This is a genomic window from Pseudomonas sp. MYb193, from assembly GCF_002966775.1.
Taxonomy (GTDB): Bacteria; Pseudomonadota; Gammaproteobacteria; order Pseudomonadales; family Pseudomonadaceae; genus Aquipseudomonas; species Aquipseudomonas paracarnis.
In genome coordinates this window covers 5,548,691-5,566,255 of record NZ_CP023269.1, presented here as the reverse complement: position 1 = coordinate 5,566,255, position 17,565 = coordinate 5,548,691, and the positions used below count along the sequence as shown (strand labels likewise).

Here is a 17,565-nt window from a genome sequence, read left to right as displayed (position 1 = left end):
GGGCTCCTATGGCTTGGTGGCGGCCGGCTGGGTAATGGAAAGGGGGGATTCGCACTGGCAGTCGTGGCGCTCGCCCGTGTCGATGTTCATCAGGGTCATGGCACCGCCCCACACGCAACCGGTGTCGAGGGCGAACACGCCGGGCTCATCGCACTTGCCTTCCAGCGCGGCCCAATGACCAAAGATGATCTTCGTGTCACGGGTCTTGCGTTCCTTGTAGGCGAACCAGGGCTTGTAGCCGGGGAGGGCGCTGTCGGCGCCTTCCTTGCTCTTGAGGTCCAGTTTGCCTTCGGCCGTGCAGAAACGCATGCGTGTGAAATAGTTGGTGATCACTCGCAGGCGGGCGACGCCTGTGAGCTCGTTGTCCCACTTCACCGGGTCGTTGCCGTACATGCCGTCGAGGTAAGCGGTGTACAGGTTGTCATCGGCCAATGCACTTTCAACTTCGGCGGCGCACTTGAGGGCTTTTTTCAGCGTCCACTGCGGCGGGATACCGGCATGCACCAAGGCCATGTTGCGGTCCTCGTCGTAGTGCATGAGCTTTTGCCGGCGCAGCCAGTCGAGCAGTTGAGCGCGGTCCGGAGCTTCGAGAATTTCCCGCAGGGTGTCGCCTTTTTTGAGGCGCTCGATGTTGTTGCCGGCCGCAAGCAAGTGCAGGTCATGGTTGCCCAGCACGCATACCAGAGAATCACGCAGGCTATAGAGGTAGCGCAGGGTTTCCAGGGACTGGGGGCCGCGGTTGACCAGGTCGCCCACCAACCACAAGCGATCATTTGCGGGGTCGAAGGCTACGCGCTCCAGCAGGCGCTTGAGAGGGTCCAGGCAGCCTTGCAGGTCGCCGACAGCGTACGTCGCCATCAGTGCAGGGCTCCTGGCACGGCCAGGCGGAATGGCTTGATGATTGCGTCGAACAGTTGGCCGTCAGTGGCCTTCATTTGATACGAGCCTTGCATGGTGCCGACCTTGGAGGTCATCACCGTGCCGCTGCTATAAGTGTGACTGGCGCCGCTGTCGATCAACGGTTGCTGGCCGACAACGCCTGCCCCGCGCACTTCCTCGACCTGGCCGTCGCCATCGGTGATGACCCAGTGGCGCGACAGCAGCTTGGCCGGCACCAGCCCGTTGTTCTTCACTGTAATGGTGTAGGCAAAGGCGAAGCGGTTATGTTCGGGTTGCGACTGGTCCGCCAGGAAGCGGGTGACGACGCTGACGTCTATCTGATAGCGAGGATCGGACATGCAAGAGGCCTTAAAAGCGAAGGACAGCAGATGCGGGTCAGTCTAGGCCAAGAGGAGGGCGCTAGGCCAGACATGTGTCGGGCAGCCGGCAAGCGTTATCGGTATAACGCGGAGCAAATGTGGGAGCGGGCTTGCTCGCGAAGGCGGTGCATCAGTTACACATTTGGTGACTGATACTGCGCATTCGCGAGCAAGCCCGCTCCCACATTGGATTGCATCGAGTTCTTACGGCCTATTCCACTACGGATGCAGGCTGGATGGCAAGCTGGTCAGCCAGGCGTACGAACGCGGCCAGGTCCAGTTGCTCGGGGCGCAGGCTTCCATCAACGCCGGCAGCTTCGATCTCGGCATTGCTCAGCAGGGCCTTGAGGGTGTTACGCAAGGTCTTGCGGCGCTGGTTGAACGCCTCCCGCACGACGCGTTCCAGCAGTTTGTGGTCCTTGGCCGGGTGCGGCAGCACGGCATGCGGTACCAAGCGTACGATGGCCGAATCGACCTTCGGCGGCGGGTTGAACGCGCCCGGACCGACGTTGAACAGGTGCTCCACGCGGCAGTGATACTGGACCATGATCGACAAACGACCCCAATCACCACCGCCAGGGCCTGCGGCCAGGCGCTCCACCACTTCCTTTTGCAGCATGAAGTGCATGTCGCGGATGATTCCGGCGTTGTTCAGCAGGTGGAAAATCAGCGGCGTGGAAATGTTGTACGGCAGGTTACCCACCACCCGCAGGCTGTTGGGCGCAGCGCCAAGGCTGTTGAAGTCGAACTTCAGCGCGTCGCCCTGGTGCAGGTTGAAGTTGGATTTGCCGGCGAACTGCTGGTTGAGGATCGGGATCAGGTCCTTGTCCAGTTCCACAACGTCCAGTTGCCCGCCGCTGGCTAGCAGGCCCTGGGTCAGCGCGCCCTGGCCTGGGCCGATTTCCAGCAGGCGGTCTTCTGGCTTGGCGTGGATGGAGCGCAGGATGCGATCGATCACGCCAGCGTCGTGCAGGAAGTTCTGCCCGAAGCGCTTGCGCGCCCGGTGTTGGTAATGCTCAGTCATATACGGGTCTCGGCCATCTGATAGGCGGTTTCCAGGGCCACGTGCAGGCTGCCGGTATCGATCTTGCCGCTGCCTGCGAGGTCCAGGGCGGTGCCATGGTCGACGGAGGTGCGGATGATCGGCAGGCCCAGTGTCACGTTGACTGCGGCGCCGAAGCCTTTGTATTTCAGCACGGGCAGCCCCTGGTCGTGGTACATCGCCAGCACTGCATCGCAGTGCTCCAGATATTTGGGGGTGAACAGAGTGTCTGCAGGCAATGGGCCGCGTAGGTCCATGCCTTCTTGGCGCAGGCGCTCTAGTGTTGGTTCAATGATGTCGATTTCTTCATGGCCCAAGTGGCCGCCTTCACCGGCGTGGGGGTTGAGCCCGCAGACCAGGATGCGCGGTTGGGCAATGCCGAATTTGTGTTGCAGGTCGCTGTGCAGGATGCGCGTGACACGCTCCACACGCTCGGCAGTGATGGCATCGGCGATTTCACGCAGCGGCAAGTGGGTGGTCACCAGCGCCACACGCAGGCCACGGGTGGCGAGCATCATCACCACTTGAGCGGTATGGGTCAGTTCCGCGAGGAATTCGGTATGGCCGGAAAAGGCGATGCCGGATTCGTTGATCACGCCTTTGTGCACCGGTGCGGTGATCATGCCGGCAAAGTCGCCGTCGATGCAGCCCTGGCCCGCACGGGTCAACGTCTGCAGCACAAATGCCGCGTTGGCCGTGTTCAACTGCCCGGCAACCACCTTGGCCTGTAGCGGGGTGTCCCACACATATAGGCTGTCGGCGGGGGCCGGCAGGTCGGGCCAGTTGCCTGGCGCCACGTCCAGCAGGTTGACGGCCACACCCAGCTGCGCGGCCCGCTCAAGGAGCAGGTCGCGGCTGGTAATGGCAATCAGGGGGTGTGGCTGGGGTTGCGAGGCGAGCAGCAGGCACAGGTCTGGACCAATGCCGGCCGGCTCGCCGGGTGTCACTGCGAAACGCTGGGGTTTCACTGGGTTGCCTGGTCGGTGCCTGTTTGCTCGGCGCCTGGCAGCTTGTTCTCTACATAAGCTTCGTCACGGATCTGACGCAGCCAGGTTTGCAGCTCTTCGTCGTATTTGCGGTTACGCAGTACGGTCAGGGCTTGCTGCTCGCGAGCCTGGGTGGTGTTGTCCGTGGCGCGACGGCCAAGGACTTCCAGGACATGCCAACCGTATTGGGTCTTGAACGGCTTGGACAATACGCCTTGTGGCGTGTCGGCCATGACCTGCTGGAACTCGGGCACCAGTGCCCTCGGGTCGATCCAGTTCAGGTCGCCGCCGTTAAGGGCAGAGCCTGGGTCTTCCGAGAAGCTTTTAGCCAGGGTGGCGAAGTCTTCACCGCTTTCAATGCGGTCATAGATCTTCTGGGCCAGTTCCTTGGTTTGTGCTTCGGTGCGGATTTCGCTCGGTTTGACCAGGATGTGACGAACATGAACTTCGTCTTTCAACGAGGTTTCGCCGCCGCGACGTTCCAGTAGCTTGAGGATGATGAAACCACCCGGGGTGCGGGCTGGCTGGGTGATGCCGCCGACTTCCATGGCGCTCAATTCGCGATCAAACGGAGGCGGCAATTGAGCGGCTTTACGCCAGCCCATGTCACCGCCTTCGAGGGCGTTATCGCTGCCGGACTGAGCAATGGCCATCTGGGCAAAATCTGCACCCGCTTTCAGGCGCTCGTAGATCGCCTGGGTTTTAGCGGCGGCGGCATTGAGCTGCTCCGAGTTGGCTCCGTCCGGGGTTGGAATCAGGATATTGGCCAAGTGCAACTCTTCGGAGAGCTGCATCTTGCCCAGGTCCGAAGCCAGGAAGTTCTTCACTTCCTGCTCGGATACCTGAACCCGTTCGGCCACACGGCGCTGGCGCACACGGCTAATGATCATTTCGCGCTTGATCTGGTCACGGGCGTCCTCATAGGACAGGCCATCGTGGGCCAGGGCGGCGCGGAACTGATCAATGCTCATGTTGTTGCGTTGAGCAATGGTGCCAACAGCCTGGTTCAGTTCTTCGTCCGAAATACGAATGCCGGAACGTTCGCCAATCTGCAGTTGCAGGTTTTCGACGATCAGGCGTTCCAGTACCTGAGATTCCAGGACGCTGGTCGGTGGCACCCCACCGCCACGTTTGGCGATGGTCTGCTGAACTTCCTTGACCCGCTGGTCCAGCTGGCTCTGCATGATCACGTCGTTGTCGACGATGGCCGCTACTTTATCCAGCTGCTGAACCGCGGCGTGTGCCGAAACAGTACCCAGAAACAGCGCGCCCAGCACTAGCGGGCGCAAACACTCAGAAAGCTTTGTCTTCACGTTCACGATAACCTTCAATGCCTTTGTCGAGGAAGCTCTCTACCTTAGCGCCGGTCAGGCCGCCGAGTCCTTTGAGGACGATCTGGAAGAAGAGCCCGTGGTCACCCTTTTCGTTAAGCGGGGCGATCTGGGTATATTCGTCGTTGGAAACCCAGTAACGATTGATGACGCGCAGTTTCCAGCAGCAGTTGTCGTACTCGAAACCGCCGAAGGCTTCCAGGGTGCGGTTGCGGGCATAGTCGTACTGCCAGCGGGTGATCAGGTTCCACTGTGGAATGATCGGCCACATCATCGAGAAGTCATGTTGTTGGATTTTGTAGTAATCCTTCACATAGTTCTCTTGGCCTGGCGTGCCGTAGTCTCCACCGAACTGCCATTTGCCGGTCAGTTGGTTGTAGACGACTTGGTCGTTACGGTAGCGATAGCCGAGGTTGACCACCTTGTTCGGGTTGTCCTCAGGCTGGTAGTGGAACATCGCGCTGCCGGAACGTGGGGCGTGGCTTTCGGTGTCCCAGTTGTAGTCAGCTGTGGCGCGCCAGTCGCGGTTGAAGCGGAATTCATATTCCAGTGCTATAGGCGACACATCCGTGCGTGCGTCGTCGCGATCAGCGGCTAATACACCTGGCAGTTGAACTTCGCGATCCTTGAAATACAGTGCCTGGCCGACGGATACACGCTGGCGTTCGAAGCCGTTCTCTTCAATCCAGCGACTGGTTACGCCCAAGGACAGTTTGTTCTCGTCCCCAATACGGTCCGAGCCCGCGAAGCGGTTATCACGGAACAAGGATCCGTAACTAAACGAGTACTCACTGGTGTCGAAGGCAGGAATATCACTCTGATCTTTATTTGGTACGTAGAGATAGTACGCACGGGGTTCAAGAGTCTGATTGTAGTTTTTACCAAACCAATTGGTTTGGCGGTCGAAATACAGGCCGCTGTCAATACTAGCGATGGGTATCGCGCGGTCTTGGGAGCTTTTGAATTTATCTCCCGCAGCCAGTGTGTTCTTACCGAGGGTGTCGAGGTCAAGATCGTATTTGGTGTAAACGTACTTGAGCTTCGGTGTCAGGAAACCGTAACTCCAGTTCATCGGGTATTCTACGGCTGGTGCAACGTTGAGGCGGGTGCCGTTTGCACGGGTCAGGCCTCTGACATATGTATCCAGACGAGGCGACACCAAGCCGTTCTCATCAGTAAAAGTACCGTTTTCCAGATTCCGATCAAAGCGTACTGCCTCAGTCTCATAGCTGAAGTTCAAGCCGCCAGGATGGAATGGCAATTGACCATTGAGGGTGAGCTGCGGCAGCCGGTCATACGGTGTGATCTGAGAAATTGTCGCCAGCTGGTACGCTTGAACATTCAACCTGGCCTGATAGGAGTCCCCCCGGTACGTCAGAGAGCCCTGCTGGTTCAGGAAGTCCTGACTTTCAACCCCTTCCTCATACGACTTCAAATCCTGGAAGTAGTAAGGATCGCTGATCCGGGTGTAATCCACCTGCGACGTCAGACGTGAATCCAACCCACCCTTATGCTGCCAATTGAGCATATAGCGAGTCTTTTCGTAATCAGTCTGGTTCTTCCGCTCGTCGTTATCGTCGTTGAGATACGCCCCACCAAACTGCCCTTCACTCGACTTGGTCAGATAGCGGAACTCGCCCTCCATCAACATGCCGCGCTTGGTCATGTACTGCGGGTACAACGTGGCATCGTAGTTCGGTGCCAGGTTGAAGTAGTACGGCGTTACCAATGTAAAGCCAGTCTCGCTGCCGGTGCTGAAACTCGGCGGCAGGAAACCGGATTGACGACGGTCGTCGATCGGGAAGTAGATGTAAGGGGTGTACAGGATCGGGATGTTCTTGACCCGCAACGTCGCGTTGGTCGCGGTACCGAAACCGGTGGCCGGGTTCAACGTGATGTTGTTGCCCTTGAGCTGCCAGGCGTTGCTGTCCGGCTCGCAGGTAGTGTACGTACCGTCCTTGAGACGGATGATCGCGTTTTCTGCACGCTTGGCGTACAGCGCGTTACCGCGGATGCGTGACTTGTGCATCACGTATTCGGCGTTGTCGATCTGGGCGGCACCGGTGTCGAGCTGGACCTGGGCATGGTCACCCACGATCAGGGCGCCGTTGTCGCGCAGGCGCACCTTGCCGTTCAGCTCGCCACGGTTCTCGGCCTGGTACAGGCTGGCTTCGTCCGACTCCAGCTGCATGCTGCCCTGGCGCATGACCACGTCACCGGCCAGGGTAGCGACCTGCTGCTCCTGCTCGTAACGAGAGGCCTTGGCGCCGATGAAGGTCGGCGCATCGCTCTTGTTCGTCTTGTCGTTCATGCCAGGACGAGTCGGCTCGATGTAGGCGCCGCCGCAGTAAGGGCCGGTTTCGGCCAACTGTGCTGCGGTCAGCTTGTCGCGAGGTACCCAGTCCAGGTGGCTGTAGTCGGCACTGCGCGAACGCAGGCCACGGCCCTTGGCTTCGGTGACCAGCATGGTCTTGGGCTCGGCGTCGACGCTGCCGCCAGCTTTGCCTTGCGGCGTGCTGTTGGCCGAGCTGACGGCAGCACCGTCATGCACCGGGCGCGGTGGCAATGGGGCGGCGGCGGTCTTCGGCGCGCAATCCCAGGCACCCGAAGCAGAGACTGAGCAGTCATACTGTTCCGCGGCGACCACGAATGAGGTGGCGAAAGGTTGCAAGGCCAGCAGACTGCCGGTTACCAGCAACGGAAATTTTCTACGAAACGCGGGGGATTTCAATGCCATCTTATTAGTCCGGGCTTCCTGCGTGCCATCTGCCCGCGGTTTGGGCCGCACGCCTCTCGATGGTCTGAAAAAGATGCGTGATAATAAAGCATGCCCCGCTTGACGGCTAGCGCCGTCGGAGACCCTTGTAATGCCCGAGCAAGATCTACGTTTACAACAGCTGGAAGTCTGGCTGGATGAGCAGTTGCCGATCCTCTTCAACGCTCAGGACTGGGGCCCCGTGCCCCCGGCCACATTGACCGCGGCCAGCAGCGACGCGAGTTTCAGGCGTTATTTCCGATGGGAGGGCGGTGCCCATACGTTCGTCGTCATGGACGCGCCACCCCCCCAGGAAAACTGCAAACCTTTCGTCGATATTGCGCATTTGCTGGCGAAATCTGGAATAAATGTGCCAAAAATTTATGCAGAAGATTTGCCCCGTGGCTTTCTTTTGCTCAATGACCTGGGCAGAAAAACCTATCTGGACGTGATTGACGGTGAAAACGCCGATCAATTATTTGCCGATGCCATCGACGCGCTGCTGGCTTTCCAGCAATTGCCGATGGATGCGCCGTTGCCCAGCTATGACGTGGCCTTATTGCGTCGCGAGCTGGAACTGTTCCCGGAATGGTACGTGCGTCGTCACCTGGGCATCGACCTCGACCCTGAGCAACAAGCCCTCTGGCAACGTGCCAGCCAGCAGTTGATCGACAGCGCCCTGGCCCAGCCCAAGGTATTGGTGCACCGCGACTACATGCCGCGCAACCTGATGATCAGTGAGCCAAGCCCAGGCGTGCTGGATTTCCAGGACGCGGTCTACGGCCCGGTGACCTATGACATTACCTGCCTGTTCAAGGATGCCTTCCTCAGTTGGCCCCAGGCCCGCGTTCGTGAATGGCAGCGCGGCTATTGGCAGCGCGCCGGGCAGCTGGGGATTCCCGTACAGGACGACTTTGAAGAGTTCCTGCGTGCCAGCGACCTGATGGGCGTGCAGCGTCACCTCAAGGTTATCGGCATTTTTTCGCGTATCTGCCACCGCGACGGCAAGCCACGCTACCTGGCCGACGTGCCGCGTTTCTTTGCTTATATAGACGCGGTGCTGGCCGACCGACCTGAATTGAGTGACCTGGGCGAATTGCTCGCCAGCCTGCGCGAACCTGCCGAGGCCAGCGTATGAAGGCGATGATCCTGGCGGCGGGCAAGGGCGAGCGCATGCGCCCGCTCACCCTGCATACGCCCAAACCGCTCGTGCAAGCCGGCGGCAAGCGGCTGATCGAGTATCACCTTGAAGCCTTGGCGAAGGCCGGCTTTACCGAGATCGTGATCAACCACGCCTGGCTCGGCGAGCAGATCGAAAGCTACCTAAGAGACGGTGCCCAGTTCGGTCTGCGCATCCGCTACTCCCCGGAGGGTGAGCCGCTGGAAACGGGAGGCGGCATATTCCAGGCGTTGCCGCTGTTGGGCGACGAACCGTTTCTGGTGGTCAATGGCGATATCTGGACTGACTACGATTTCACCCAGCTCAAGCAGCCGATCCGGGGCCTGGCGCACTTGGTGATGGTCGACAACCCTGCGCACCACCCGTCGGGCGGGGATTTCTACCTGGATCACGGTGTGCTTCATGATGCCGCGCCCGGTGCCGATAACCTGACCTTCAGTGGCATTTCAGTGCTCGACCCCAAGTTGTTCGCGGGTTGCAGCGCCGGTGCCTTCAAGCTGGCCCCGCTGTTGCGCGAGGCCATGGCCAAAGGTCTGGTAACGGGGGAGCACATGGCGGGACGCTGGGTGGACGTGGGGACGCTGGAGCGGCTGGCGCAGGTCGAAACCTTGCTGGCAAAGGGACGCTAGGATGTTGTGGCCAGGGACGCTGATCGGCGCCGGGGCTGGCTTTGCCATTGCCAGTATTCCGGGGGCTTTGTTGGGGGCATTGCTGGGGCAGGCCTTGGATCGTCGCTTGCAATTGCACAGTTGGGCGCAGTTACGTGAACGCCTGGGTGGGCGTCCGGCCTTGCGCAACGACGAACTGTTGTTCGTGCTGCTGGGACGCCTGGCCAAAAGTAATGGCCGGGTTGTCGACGGGCATATCCAGCAAGCGCGCCAGGAAATGCGCGCACTGGACATGAGTGAGCCGGCCCAGCGCCGTGCGATCAGCGCCTTCAACCGTGGCAAGTCCGGCAGTGACCGGGTACGCAGTTACCTGCGGGTGCTCAAGACGCAGCCCCATGCGGCGGAAGGCGTGCTGCGCGCCTGTTGGCGCATGGCGTGGGCGGACGGTCGGGCGGATGCTGCCGAGCGCGACCTGATCGACCAGTGGGGCAAGTGGCTGGGCTGGACGTCGCAGCAGCTGCAGGCATTGGCGACCGATTACGCGCCGGAGCGCAAGCCGGTGGCCAATCGTGGGGGGGCCTACCAGGAGGCGATGCGTATCCTGGGGGTGACGGCAACCACTGAGCCTTCGCTGATCAAGCGCGCCTACCGCCGCCTGCTCAGCCGTCACCATCCGGACAAGATCGCCGGCACGGGTGCCAGCCCCGCGCAAGTGCGAGAGGCGACTGAACGAACCCGTGAATTGCATAACGCTTATGCGTTGATTCGTGAGCGGCGCGATTTTCGCTGAGGCTATCGCCACTCAACTCTATGTGGCAGTGGCAAGCCCTAATTGTAGGAGCGATGTTGCCCCCGATAGCGGAGTGTCAGTCTGCGCCGCCCTGTGGGCTCAACCAGCCGCGAACCCTGCGATACAGCTGCTCCTGCTCTGCCGCGCTATTGCCGGGCAGCGCGGTGAGCGATACCTGTTTATAGCTGTCATTCTTCGAGCGCTTGGCCGCCTGGAGTCGTTCCTGGGCGTTTTTGCGTTCCAGGGCGCCTTCTTGATAGAACACGTCCGCCGTGGGTACCTTCAAGGCCGGCGCCAGTTGCTGCAGGTCCGGTTGGCGAGCTGCGGGCGTCTTGCCGGCCACCATCACCAACCTCTGCACCTGGGAGGGTTGTTTCTCGCTCAGGTAGCGTGCCGCCCACCAGGCCCCGGTGCCATGGCCGAGCAACACCACGCTGCGGGCACTTTGTGTCTGGGCGAAGGCGACGGCGGCGTCGATGCGGTCGAAGATGCGCTTGGCGTCGGTCTTGTCCTGTTCATCCGCCCCCGGCACCACCGCCGGGTCAGTGCCTTCGGCCTCAGCGCTGGCGGCCTGTTCGACCGGCTTGGCAGCGGTACTGCCTTCCTTGCTGCTGGTATCGACTACGGCTTCAGGCGGTTCGATGACCCGTGGCGGCAGGGTGTCCACACTGACGTCAGGCAATGACAGGCTGAGGGTGCCCCAGGCGGCGCCCGGCAACTTGCGCCGCAGAGGCGCAATTGCTTGCGGCCAGTCTGCGGTTTCCCCAGCGCCTGGTACGAGGATCACCACCCCTTCAGCTTCGGCGCTGTTGGCCGGTTTCCACAGCGCCAGGAACGAATCGCTACCAGCCTGCAATTGCTGTTGCTCCTGCTGCGGAACCTGCCGTTCGAGCGCACTGGCTTCTTGTTGGCTACGCTCGGGCAGTGGCTGGCGTTCAGCCGGTTTTTCGACGGCAGGCGAGGGTGCATCCTCGGCCTGAACAGGCAAGACGCTGGTAAACAGGAGTGACAGGCACAGTGCTGGCAGTGCCGAACGGTGAAGAAAAAGCATCGTTGATTCCCGGCCAGAAGTGATTCCAGCAGCCTAATGGGTTGGTCGGTATTTGTCAGGGGTATGAGGCGCGGTTCTCATTACCAACAGGTTATCGGCGGTTTGTTAGCAGCCTTGATGAGCGCGGCGCGGCCATTCAGCCAATGAATGGCAGACAACACGCCAGGTGCGGCTATTCTTGTGCCAGCCCATCATTCATAAGAGGCCGCGCATATGAGTACTTCCTCATTCAAGATCGCCCACAAACTGCTGACCGGCGCAGGTGCCATCGAACAACTGGCTGCCGAACTCACGCGTCTGGATGTGGATAATCCGTTGATCGTCACCGACGCCGCGCTGGTCCAGTCCGGTACCGTAGCGCTGGCCCTGGAGCATCTGGGTGATCGAGCCTACGAAATCTTCGACCGTGTGCTGCCCGATCCGGAAATTGCCATCGTTGAAGACTGCATGCGTGCGTACCGCGAAGGCGGCCATGACGGCCTGATCGGTGTGGGCGGCGGCAGTGCCATCGACATCGCCAAGAGCGTGGCGGCCTATGCCGGTTATCACGGCGCGCTGGCGGACTTGTTTGGCGTCGATCAGGTGCCGCGCAAAGGCCCGCCGTTGATCGCCATCCCCACCACGGCCGGCACCGGCTCGGAGGTGACCAATGTAGCGATACTGTCCGACAAGGCCGCACAGCTGAAAAAAGGCATCGTCAGCGATTACTTGCTGCCGGACGTTGCGCTGATCAGCCCGCAAATGACCTTGACCTGCCCACGGGGTGTCACGGCCGCCAGTGGCGTGGACGCCTTGGTGCACGCCATCGAGTCCTACCTGTCGCTGAATGCCTCGCCGATTACCGACGCCCTGGCCATCGGTGCGATCAAATTGATTGCCAGCGCGTTGCCCAAGGCTTACGCCAATCCGGCGAACCTGCAGGCCCGTGACGACATGGCCACCGCCAGCCTGATGGCCGGCATGGCCTTTGGCAACGCTGGCGTCGGTGCCGTGCATGCGCTGGCTTACCCGTTGGGTGGGCGCTTCAACATTGCCCATGGCGTAAGCAACGCGCTGTTGTTGCCGTATGTGATGCACTGGAACAAGTTGGCCTGCGTCGAGCGTATGCAGGACATTGCCCAGGCCATGGGCGTCAATATCGCCGGGCTGAGTGTGAATGACGCTGCCGACCAGGCTGTAGCGGCGATGACGCGGCTGTGTGCGGCAGTGGAGATCCCGTCCGGCCTGCGCAGTTTCGGCGTGCCCGAGGACGCCATCCCGGCCATGGCCAGTGAAGCCGCAGGCATTGAGCGCTTGATGCGCAACAACCCGCGCAAGCTCAGCGCCGCCGATATCGAAAAAATCTACCGGGCAGCTTACTAACCGTTGAGATAGGTCACGGTGCGCGCAGCAAAGCATGAGGTATACAATGCGCGCCATCGTGATTTAGCTCAAAAAAGGTGCGTCATGCAGCCCTTCGTCATTGCTCCATCGATTCTCTCTGCCGACTTCGCCCGCCTGGGTGAGGAAGTGGACAAGGTGTTGGCCGCCGGTGCCGACTTCGTGCACTTCGATGTCATGGACAACCACTACGTACCCAACCTGACCATCGGCCCGATGGTGTGCGCCGCGTTGCGCAAGTACGGCATCACTGCGCCGATTGATGCGCACCTGATGGTCAGCCCGGTGGACCGTATTGTCGGTGACTTCATCGAGGCGGGTGCGACTTACATCACCTTCCACCCGGAAGCTACGTTGCACGTTGACCGCACCTTGCAACTGATCCGCGAAGGCGGCTGCAAGGCGGGCCTGGTATTCAACCCGGCTACTCCGCTGAGCGTGCTTGAGTATGTGATGGACAAGGTCGACATGGTCTTGCTGATGAGCGTCAACCCAGGCTTCGGCGGGCAGAAGTTCATCCCTGGCACCTTGAACAAGCTGCGTGAGGCCCGTGCGCTGATCGATGCGTCGGGGCGTGACATTCGCCTGGAGATCGACGGCGGGGTCAACGTCAACAATATTCGTGAGATCGCCGCAGCAGGTGCCGATACCTTCGTGGCTGGCTCGGCGATCTTCAACGCCCCCGACTACCAGGCCGTCATCGACAAGATGCGTGCCGAACTGGCGCTGGCGCGTCCATGAGCGGTTTTGAGCAGTTGTTCCCCGGCAAATTGCCACGGCTGGTGATGTTCGATCTGGACGGTACCTTGATCGACTCGGTGCCTGACCTGGCGGCCGCGGTGGACCAGATGCTGCTCAAGCTGGGGCGCAAGCCGGCAGGGGTCGAGTCGGTGCGCGAATGGGTTGGCAATGGCGCACCGATGTTGGTGCGCCGGGCCCTGGCCAACGACATCGATGCCACGGGTGTGGATGAGGTAGAGGCAGAACATGCCTTGGAACTGTTCAATGCCGCTTATGAAAGCAGCCACGAACTGACCGTGGTTTACCCCGGTGTGCGCGACACCCTCAAGTGGTTGAGCAAGCAGGGCGTGGAAATGGCCCTGATCACCAACAAGCCGGAGCGCTTCGTTGCGCCGTTGTTGGACCAGATGAAAATCGGTCGCTACTTCCGCTGGATCATCGGCGGCGATACCTTGCCGCAGAAAAAACCCGACCCTGCGGCGCTGTTTTTCGTGATGAAAATGGCCAATATTCCGGCGTCTCAGTCGCTGTTTGTCGGCGATTCGCGCAGTGATGTGCTGGCGGCCAAGGCGGCGGGCGTGCAGTGTGTGGCCTTGAGTTATGGTTACAACCATGGCCGGCCGATTGCGGAGGAGTCCCCCGCGCTGGTCATTGATGACCTGCGACTGCTAATCCCCGGTTGCTTGGGCGCTGGCGCTGAGATAACGTTGCCCGACATTGATTCGTCCCCTTCTGGAAATTCCATCGTGGTGGTCACTCGCAAACTCTGGATGAAAGTCATCAAGGCCCTGGCCCGCTGGCGTTGGCGCGCCTGACTGATCCTGGCCGCGTTTGCGGCACGTTTGCCTACCTGACTGTTTGACCCTCACACCACGAGGCACCTCATGACCCGCGAAGAATTCCTGCGTTTGGCCGCTGCCGGCTATAACCGTATCCCCATGGCTTGCGAAACCCTGGCCGACTTCGATACGCCACTGTCGATCTACTTGAAGCTGGCCGACGAGCCCAACTCCTACCTGCTCGAGTCGGTACAGGGCGGTGAGAAGTGGGGGCGTTACTCGATCATTGGCCTGCCATGCCGCACGGTGCTGCGGGTACACGACCATCATGTGAGCATCACCCATGATGGCGTGGAGATCGAAAGTCATGACGTAGAAGATCCGCTGGCTTTTGTCGAAACCTTCAAGGCGCGCTACAACGTGCCGACCATCGCTGGCCTGCCGCGCTTCAATGGCGGCCTGGTGGGGTACTTCGGCTATGACTGCGTTCGTTATGTGGAGAAGCGCTTGGGCAAATGCCCGAACCCGGACCCGCTGGGCGTACCGGACATTTTGCTGATGGTGTCCGACGCGGTGGTGGTGTTCGACAACCTCGCCGGCAAGATGCATGCGATTGTCCTTGCCGACCCGGCCCAGGCTGATGCCTTCGAACAAGGCCAGGCCAACCTGGAAGCGCTGCTTGAGAAACTCCGCCAGCCGATCACCCCGCGTCGCGGCCTGGACCTCCGCCGCCCACCGGCGGCCGACCCGGTGTTCCGCTCAAGCTTTACCCAGGATGACTACGAGCGTGCCGTCGATACCATCAAGGAATACATCCTCGCCGGTGATTGTATGCAAGTGGTGCCGTCGCAACGCATGTCCATCGACTTCAAGGCGGCGCCGATTGACCTGTACCGCGCACTGCGTTGCTTCAACCCGACGCCGTATATGTACTTTTTCAATTTTGGCGACTTCCACGTCGTGGGCAGTTCGCCGGAAGTGCTGGTGCGGGTTGAAGACAACCTGATCACCGTGCGCCCGATTGCCGGCACGCGCCCCCGTGGCGCGACCGAAGAAGCCGACGTGGCGCTGGAAGAAGACCTGCTCAGCGACGACAAGGAAATCGCCGAACACCTGATGCTGATCGACCTGGGGCGCAACGACACCGGGCGTGTCTCGGAAATCGGCTCGGTGAAACTGACCGAGAAGATGGTCATCGAGCGGTATTCCAATGTGATGCATATCGTGTCCAACGTCACCGGCGAGCTGAAGGCCGGGCTGACGGCGATGGACGCACTGCGGGCGATTTTGCCGGCGGGCACATTGTCGGGGGCGCCGAAGATCCGTGCGATGGAAATCATCGACGAACTGGAGCCGGTCAAGCGTGGTGTCTACGGCGGCGCCGTCGGGTATTTTGCCTGGAACGGCAATATGGACACCGCCATTGCGATCCGCACGGCCGTGATCAAGGATGGCGAACTGCATGTGCAGGCTGGTGGTGGGATTGTGGCGGACTCGGTGCCGGCCCTTGAGTGGGAAGAAACCCTGAACAAGCGCCGAGCGATGTTCCGTGCCGTGGCATTGGCAGAGCAAACTCCACAAGACTGAAGCTGGAATAAAAAATGTGGGAGCGGGCTTGCCCGCGATGGCGGTGTGTCACTTGAGATATTCAGTGACTGATCCACCGCCATCGCAGGCAAGCCAGCTCCCACATTTGTTTTGCGCAGTATTTAGAAATCCAGACTGACCCCGACATTGATGCCTTGCTGGGTCAAATTGTCATCCTTCCTCAGGTTATACGCCGCGCGCAGTGCCAGGTCCTGAGTCAGCTTGTGGCTGACACCCAGGCTCAAGCGGTCAGAGTTACTGCGAGGCGTATAGCCGTCCAGCTTGAAGTCGATTCCCTGGACGCTGTTGAGCGAAATGTTCAGCTTCTGGGTGTCATTTTCAAACTCATGCTCGTGTGCCACTTCGCCAAAAACCTGGGTTTGCGGCGTGATGCGGTAGCTGCCTTGCAGGCCGGCGCCCAGGCGCTTGGAGTCGCGTTGTTGATCATCAAAGGTCAGGGCGGTGGAGCGGCTGTTTTTCTCCGAGTAACCATTGACTTCAACCCGCGCGTAATCGGCGCTGATGAACGGCGACAGGTGCCAGTCGCTGCCCGGTGTGGCGATGTCATACCCCACGCGGCCGCTCAGTGCCCAGAGCCAGCCATCGGTATCACCTTTCTCCGAGCCTTCACTGACACCTAGGGCGAACTTGCGCTTGAGGCTGTCGAAGTCCAGCTTGCCGCCGGTCAATGCGGCATCGGCCCACCAGTGATTTTGCTGATACTGAGCGAAAGCCGTGCCCATATAGCTGTTGAGCTTGTAGTCCGAATCATTGGCACCGGCTTCGAGGGTCTGCCGATACAGGCCAGCGGCAACGCCCACGCGCCAGTTTTCATCGAGCCGGTAGCTGCCACCGATATTCAGGTTGTAGCCGCTGCCGTCGCCACTGGCCGAGCTGCTCTGATCATCGAAATCCAGGCGTTGGCCGCCGCCGGCCACTATGGCGCGCCATTGGCCGACGGCTTGCCAACTGCCGTTGTCTGCTTGCCATTGGTTACGCAGCTCGTCCTGGTGGGCGCGCAATGTGCCTTGGGCCATTTCCGGCAGCAAGGTCAGTTCCCACGGCGCGGCGAGTAGCGAATAGGCGTAGTCGGCAATCAAGCGTTGCCCGGCCACGGTAGGGTGGACCGAGTCGTTGTAGATCAGCTTGGTCGGGTCCGGATTGGTACCGCCGATGCCGTAGGTTGGGTTGGTGGTGCAACTGTTGCCGCTGAAGCAGGTGCCGGTCAGGTTCTGGCCGGTGGCGAGGCCGAAGCGGGCCGGATCGGCGAAAGCCTCGTTCAATAACAGCGGGATGTTTAGCGGAATAACCTGCGCATCCACTTGTGACAGGCGCTGTACCAGGGACTGGTTGAAAATATTGCTCAGGGCCGAGGTCGCTGCTTGCTGTGGGGTGTCGTTGATGGCCGGCGTCAGCCCCAGGTCGGGTAGCATCCAGACCATGATGTAGCGTGCGCCGGCCTGTTGCAGAGCCTGGGCGCTGTCCGCCAGACGCCCACCTGCGGCGACCGCTTGAGCGGGGCTGAGTACCCGGCCTTGGAGGAAGTCGTTGCCCCCACCGGAAAGGAAGTAGAGCGCGTTCGGGTCAGCTCTCCCACCATTGGCCGGCAAATAGCCCTGCCGGCTGCGCAACACGGTGCCACCACCGGCATTGCCGGGGGGAATCGCAGCATCGGAGACTGAGGTAATAGAGTCGAGGATATTGTCGGTACGGTAACCACCCACTGCCCAGTTGTTTCCGTCTGGCAAACCTTGGGCTGCGCGAACCGGTGAGGTGGAGGCATTCAGGTCGTTGGGGGCTACCCCCAATTTGGCACCCAATAGGGTTGAAGAGACCAGGCCGTATTCACCCTGGAAGTTCGCCCCGGTTCGGTTGGTAAAGCGCAACGTGGCACCGGCCGAACCGTCGGGAAACTGGCCTGCATCAGCCAGGCTGTCGCCGAAAACCACCATGGTTGAATAAGGTGACGGGGCTGCGAACGCCTGGGCGCAGGCCAATGACAGGAGGCAGCCGGCAAGGGGCGTGAAAAACGCTGGTCTGAGCATGCAAGATTCCATTCGGTTGTTTTTATGTTGG

15 protein-coding genes are annotated in these 17,565 nt (G+C 60.6%); 7 read left to right on the top strand and 8 right to left on the bottom strand.

Going from position 1 to position 17,565, the window contains the following annotated elements:
* Positions 1 to 6: 6 nt before the first annotated feature.
* The 6 genes from CLM72_RS25585 to CLM72_RS25560 all read right to left on the bottom strand — a co-directional run bounded on the left by CLM72_RS25585 (position 7) and on the right by CLM72_RS25560 (position 7,355).
* Positions 7 to 858, bottom strand: coding sequence for a symmetrical bis(5'-nucleosyl)-tetraphosphatase (locus CLM72_RS25585; RefSeq protein WP_105228744.1), 852 nt, complete (start codon positions 856 to 858; stop codon positions 7 to 9).
* Complete coding sequence (gene apaG, locus CLM72_RS25580) at positions 858 to 1,238, bottom strand: Co2+/Mg2+ efflux protein ApaG (RefSeq protein WP_003194726.1); 381 nt, start codon at positions 1,236 to 1,238, stop codon at positions 858 to 860. Before apaG ends, CLM72_RS25585 begins: the two co-directional genes overlap by 1 nt.
* A gap of 232 nt (positions 1,239 to 1,470) precedes the next feature.
* Positions 1,471 to 2,283: a 16S rRNA (adenine(1518)-N(6)/adenine(1519)-N(6))-dimethyltransferase RsmA gene (gene rsmA, locus CLM72_RS25575; RefSeq protein WP_105228743.1), complete on the bottom strand. Its 813-nt coding sequence runs from the start codon at positions 2,281 to 2,283 to the stop codon at positions 1,471 to 1,473.
* Complete coding sequence (gene pdxA / locus CLM72_RS25570) at positions 2,280 to 3,269, bottom strand: 4-hydroxythreonine-4-phosphate dehydrogenase PdxA (protein ID WP_096144471.1); 990 nt, start codon at positions 3,267 to 3,269, stop codon at positions 2,280 to 2,282. Before pdxA ends, rsmA begins: the two co-directional genes overlap by 4 nt.
* Positions 3,266 to 4,600 (bottom strand): peptidylprolyl isomerase, encoded by a 1,335-nt coding sequence (locus tag CLM72_RS25565; RefSeq protein WP_136624693.1) that lies wholly within the window; start codon positions 4,598 to 4,600, stop codon positions 3,266 to 3,268. Before CLM72_RS25565 ends, pdxA begins: the two co-directional genes overlap by 4 nt.
* Positions 4,581 to 7,355 carry an LPS-assembly protein LptD gene (locus CLM72_RS25560; RefSeq protein ID WP_105228742.1) on the bottom strand — a complete coding sequence of 925 codons (2,775 nt, stop codon included), beginning with the start codon at positions 7,353 to 7,355 and terminating at the stop codon, positions 4,581 to 4,583. The genes CLM72_RS25565 and CLM72_RS25560 overlap by 20 nt, the downstream gene beginning before the upstream one ends.
* A gap of 130 nt (positions 7,356 to 7,485) precedes the next feature.
* Here CLM72_RS25560 and CLM72_RS25555 point away from each other — a divergent pair, with 130 nt between their 5' ends.
* From CLM72_RS25555 to CLM72_RS25545, 3 genes are read left to right on the top strand one after another with little or no spacing between them, the layout of a single operon-like run.
* Positions 7,486 to 8,511, top strand: coding sequence for an aminoglycoside phosphotransferase family protein (locus CLM72_RS25555; protein ID WP_105228741.1), 1,026 nt, complete (start codon positions 7,486 to 7,488; stop codon positions 8,509 to 8,511).
* Positions 8,508 to 9,182 carry an N-acetylmuramate alpha-1-phosphate uridylyltransferase MurU gene (murU, locus tag CLM72_RS25550; RefSeq protein ID WP_105228740.1) on the top strand — a complete coding sequence of 225 codons (675 nt, stop codon included), beginning with the start codon at positions 8,508 to 8,510 and terminating at the stop codon, positions 9,180 to 9,182. Before CLM72_RS25555 ends, murU begins: the two co-directional genes overlap by 4 nt.
* Position 9,183: 1 nt before the next feature.
* On the top strand, positions 9,184 to 9,951 hold the full coding sequence (locus tag CLM72_RS25545; RefSeq protein WP_105228739.1) for a TerB family tellurite resistance protein: 768 nt from the start codon (positions 9,184 to 9,186) through the stop codon (positions 9,949 to 9,951).
* Positions 9,952 to 10,027: 76 nt separating this feature from the next.
* Here the strand turns inward: CLM72_RS25545 and CLM72_RS25540 are convergent, their stop codons facing one another.
* Positions 10,028 to 11,002, bottom strand: coding sequence for an alpha/beta hydrolase family protein (locus tag CLM72_RS25540; RefSeq protein WP_105228738.1), 975 nt, complete (start codon positions 11,000 to 11,002; stop codon positions 10,028 to 10,030).
* A 213-nt stretch (positions 11,003 to 11,215) separates the two neighbouring features.
* Here CLM72_RS25540 and CLM72_RS25535 point away from each other — a divergent pair, with 213 nt between their 5' ends.
* From CLM72_RS25535 to trpE, 4 genes are all read left to right on the top strand, one after another.
* A complete protein-coding gene (locus CLM72_RS25535) occupies positions 11,216 to 12,364 on the top strand; it encodes an iron-containing alcohol dehydrogenase (RefSeq protein ID WP_003194705.1) in 1,149 nt (382 codons plus the stop codon).
* Between the two features lie 84 nt (positions 12,365 to 12,448).
* On the top strand, positions 12,449 to 13,123 hold the full coding sequence (gene rpe, locus CLM72_RS25530; RefSeq protein ID WP_003194703.1) for a ribulose-phosphate 3-epimerase: 675 nt from the start codon (positions 12,449 to 12,451) through the stop codon (positions 13,121 to 13,123).
* Positions 13,120 to 13,938 carry a phosphoglycolate phosphatase gene (locus CLM72_RS25525; protein ID WP_034128815.1) on the top strand — a complete coding sequence of 273 codons (819 nt, stop codon included), beginning with the start codon at positions 13,120 to 13,122 and terminating at the stop codon, positions 13,936 to 13,938. The genes rpe and CLM72_RS25525 overlap by 4 nt, the downstream gene beginning before the upstream one ends.
* Positions 13,939 to 14,007: 69 nt before the next feature.
* The gene (gene trpE, locus CLM72_RS25520; protein WP_105228737.1) at positions 14,008 to 15,489 is read left to right on the top strand and encodes an anthranilate synthase component I; all 1,482 of its coding nucleotides are present in this window, start codon (positions 14,008 to 14,010) and stop codon (positions 15,487 to 15,489) included.
* A 122-nt stretch (positions 15,490 to 15,611) separates the two neighbouring features.
* Here the strand turns inward: trpE and estP are convergent, their stop codons facing one another.
* A complete protein-coding gene (gene estP, locus CLM72_RS25515; protein ID WP_105228736.1) occupies positions 15,612 to 17,534 on the bottom strand; it encodes an esterase EstP in 1,923 nt (640 codons plus the stop codon).
* Positions 17,535 to 17,565: the final 31 nt, after the last annotated feature.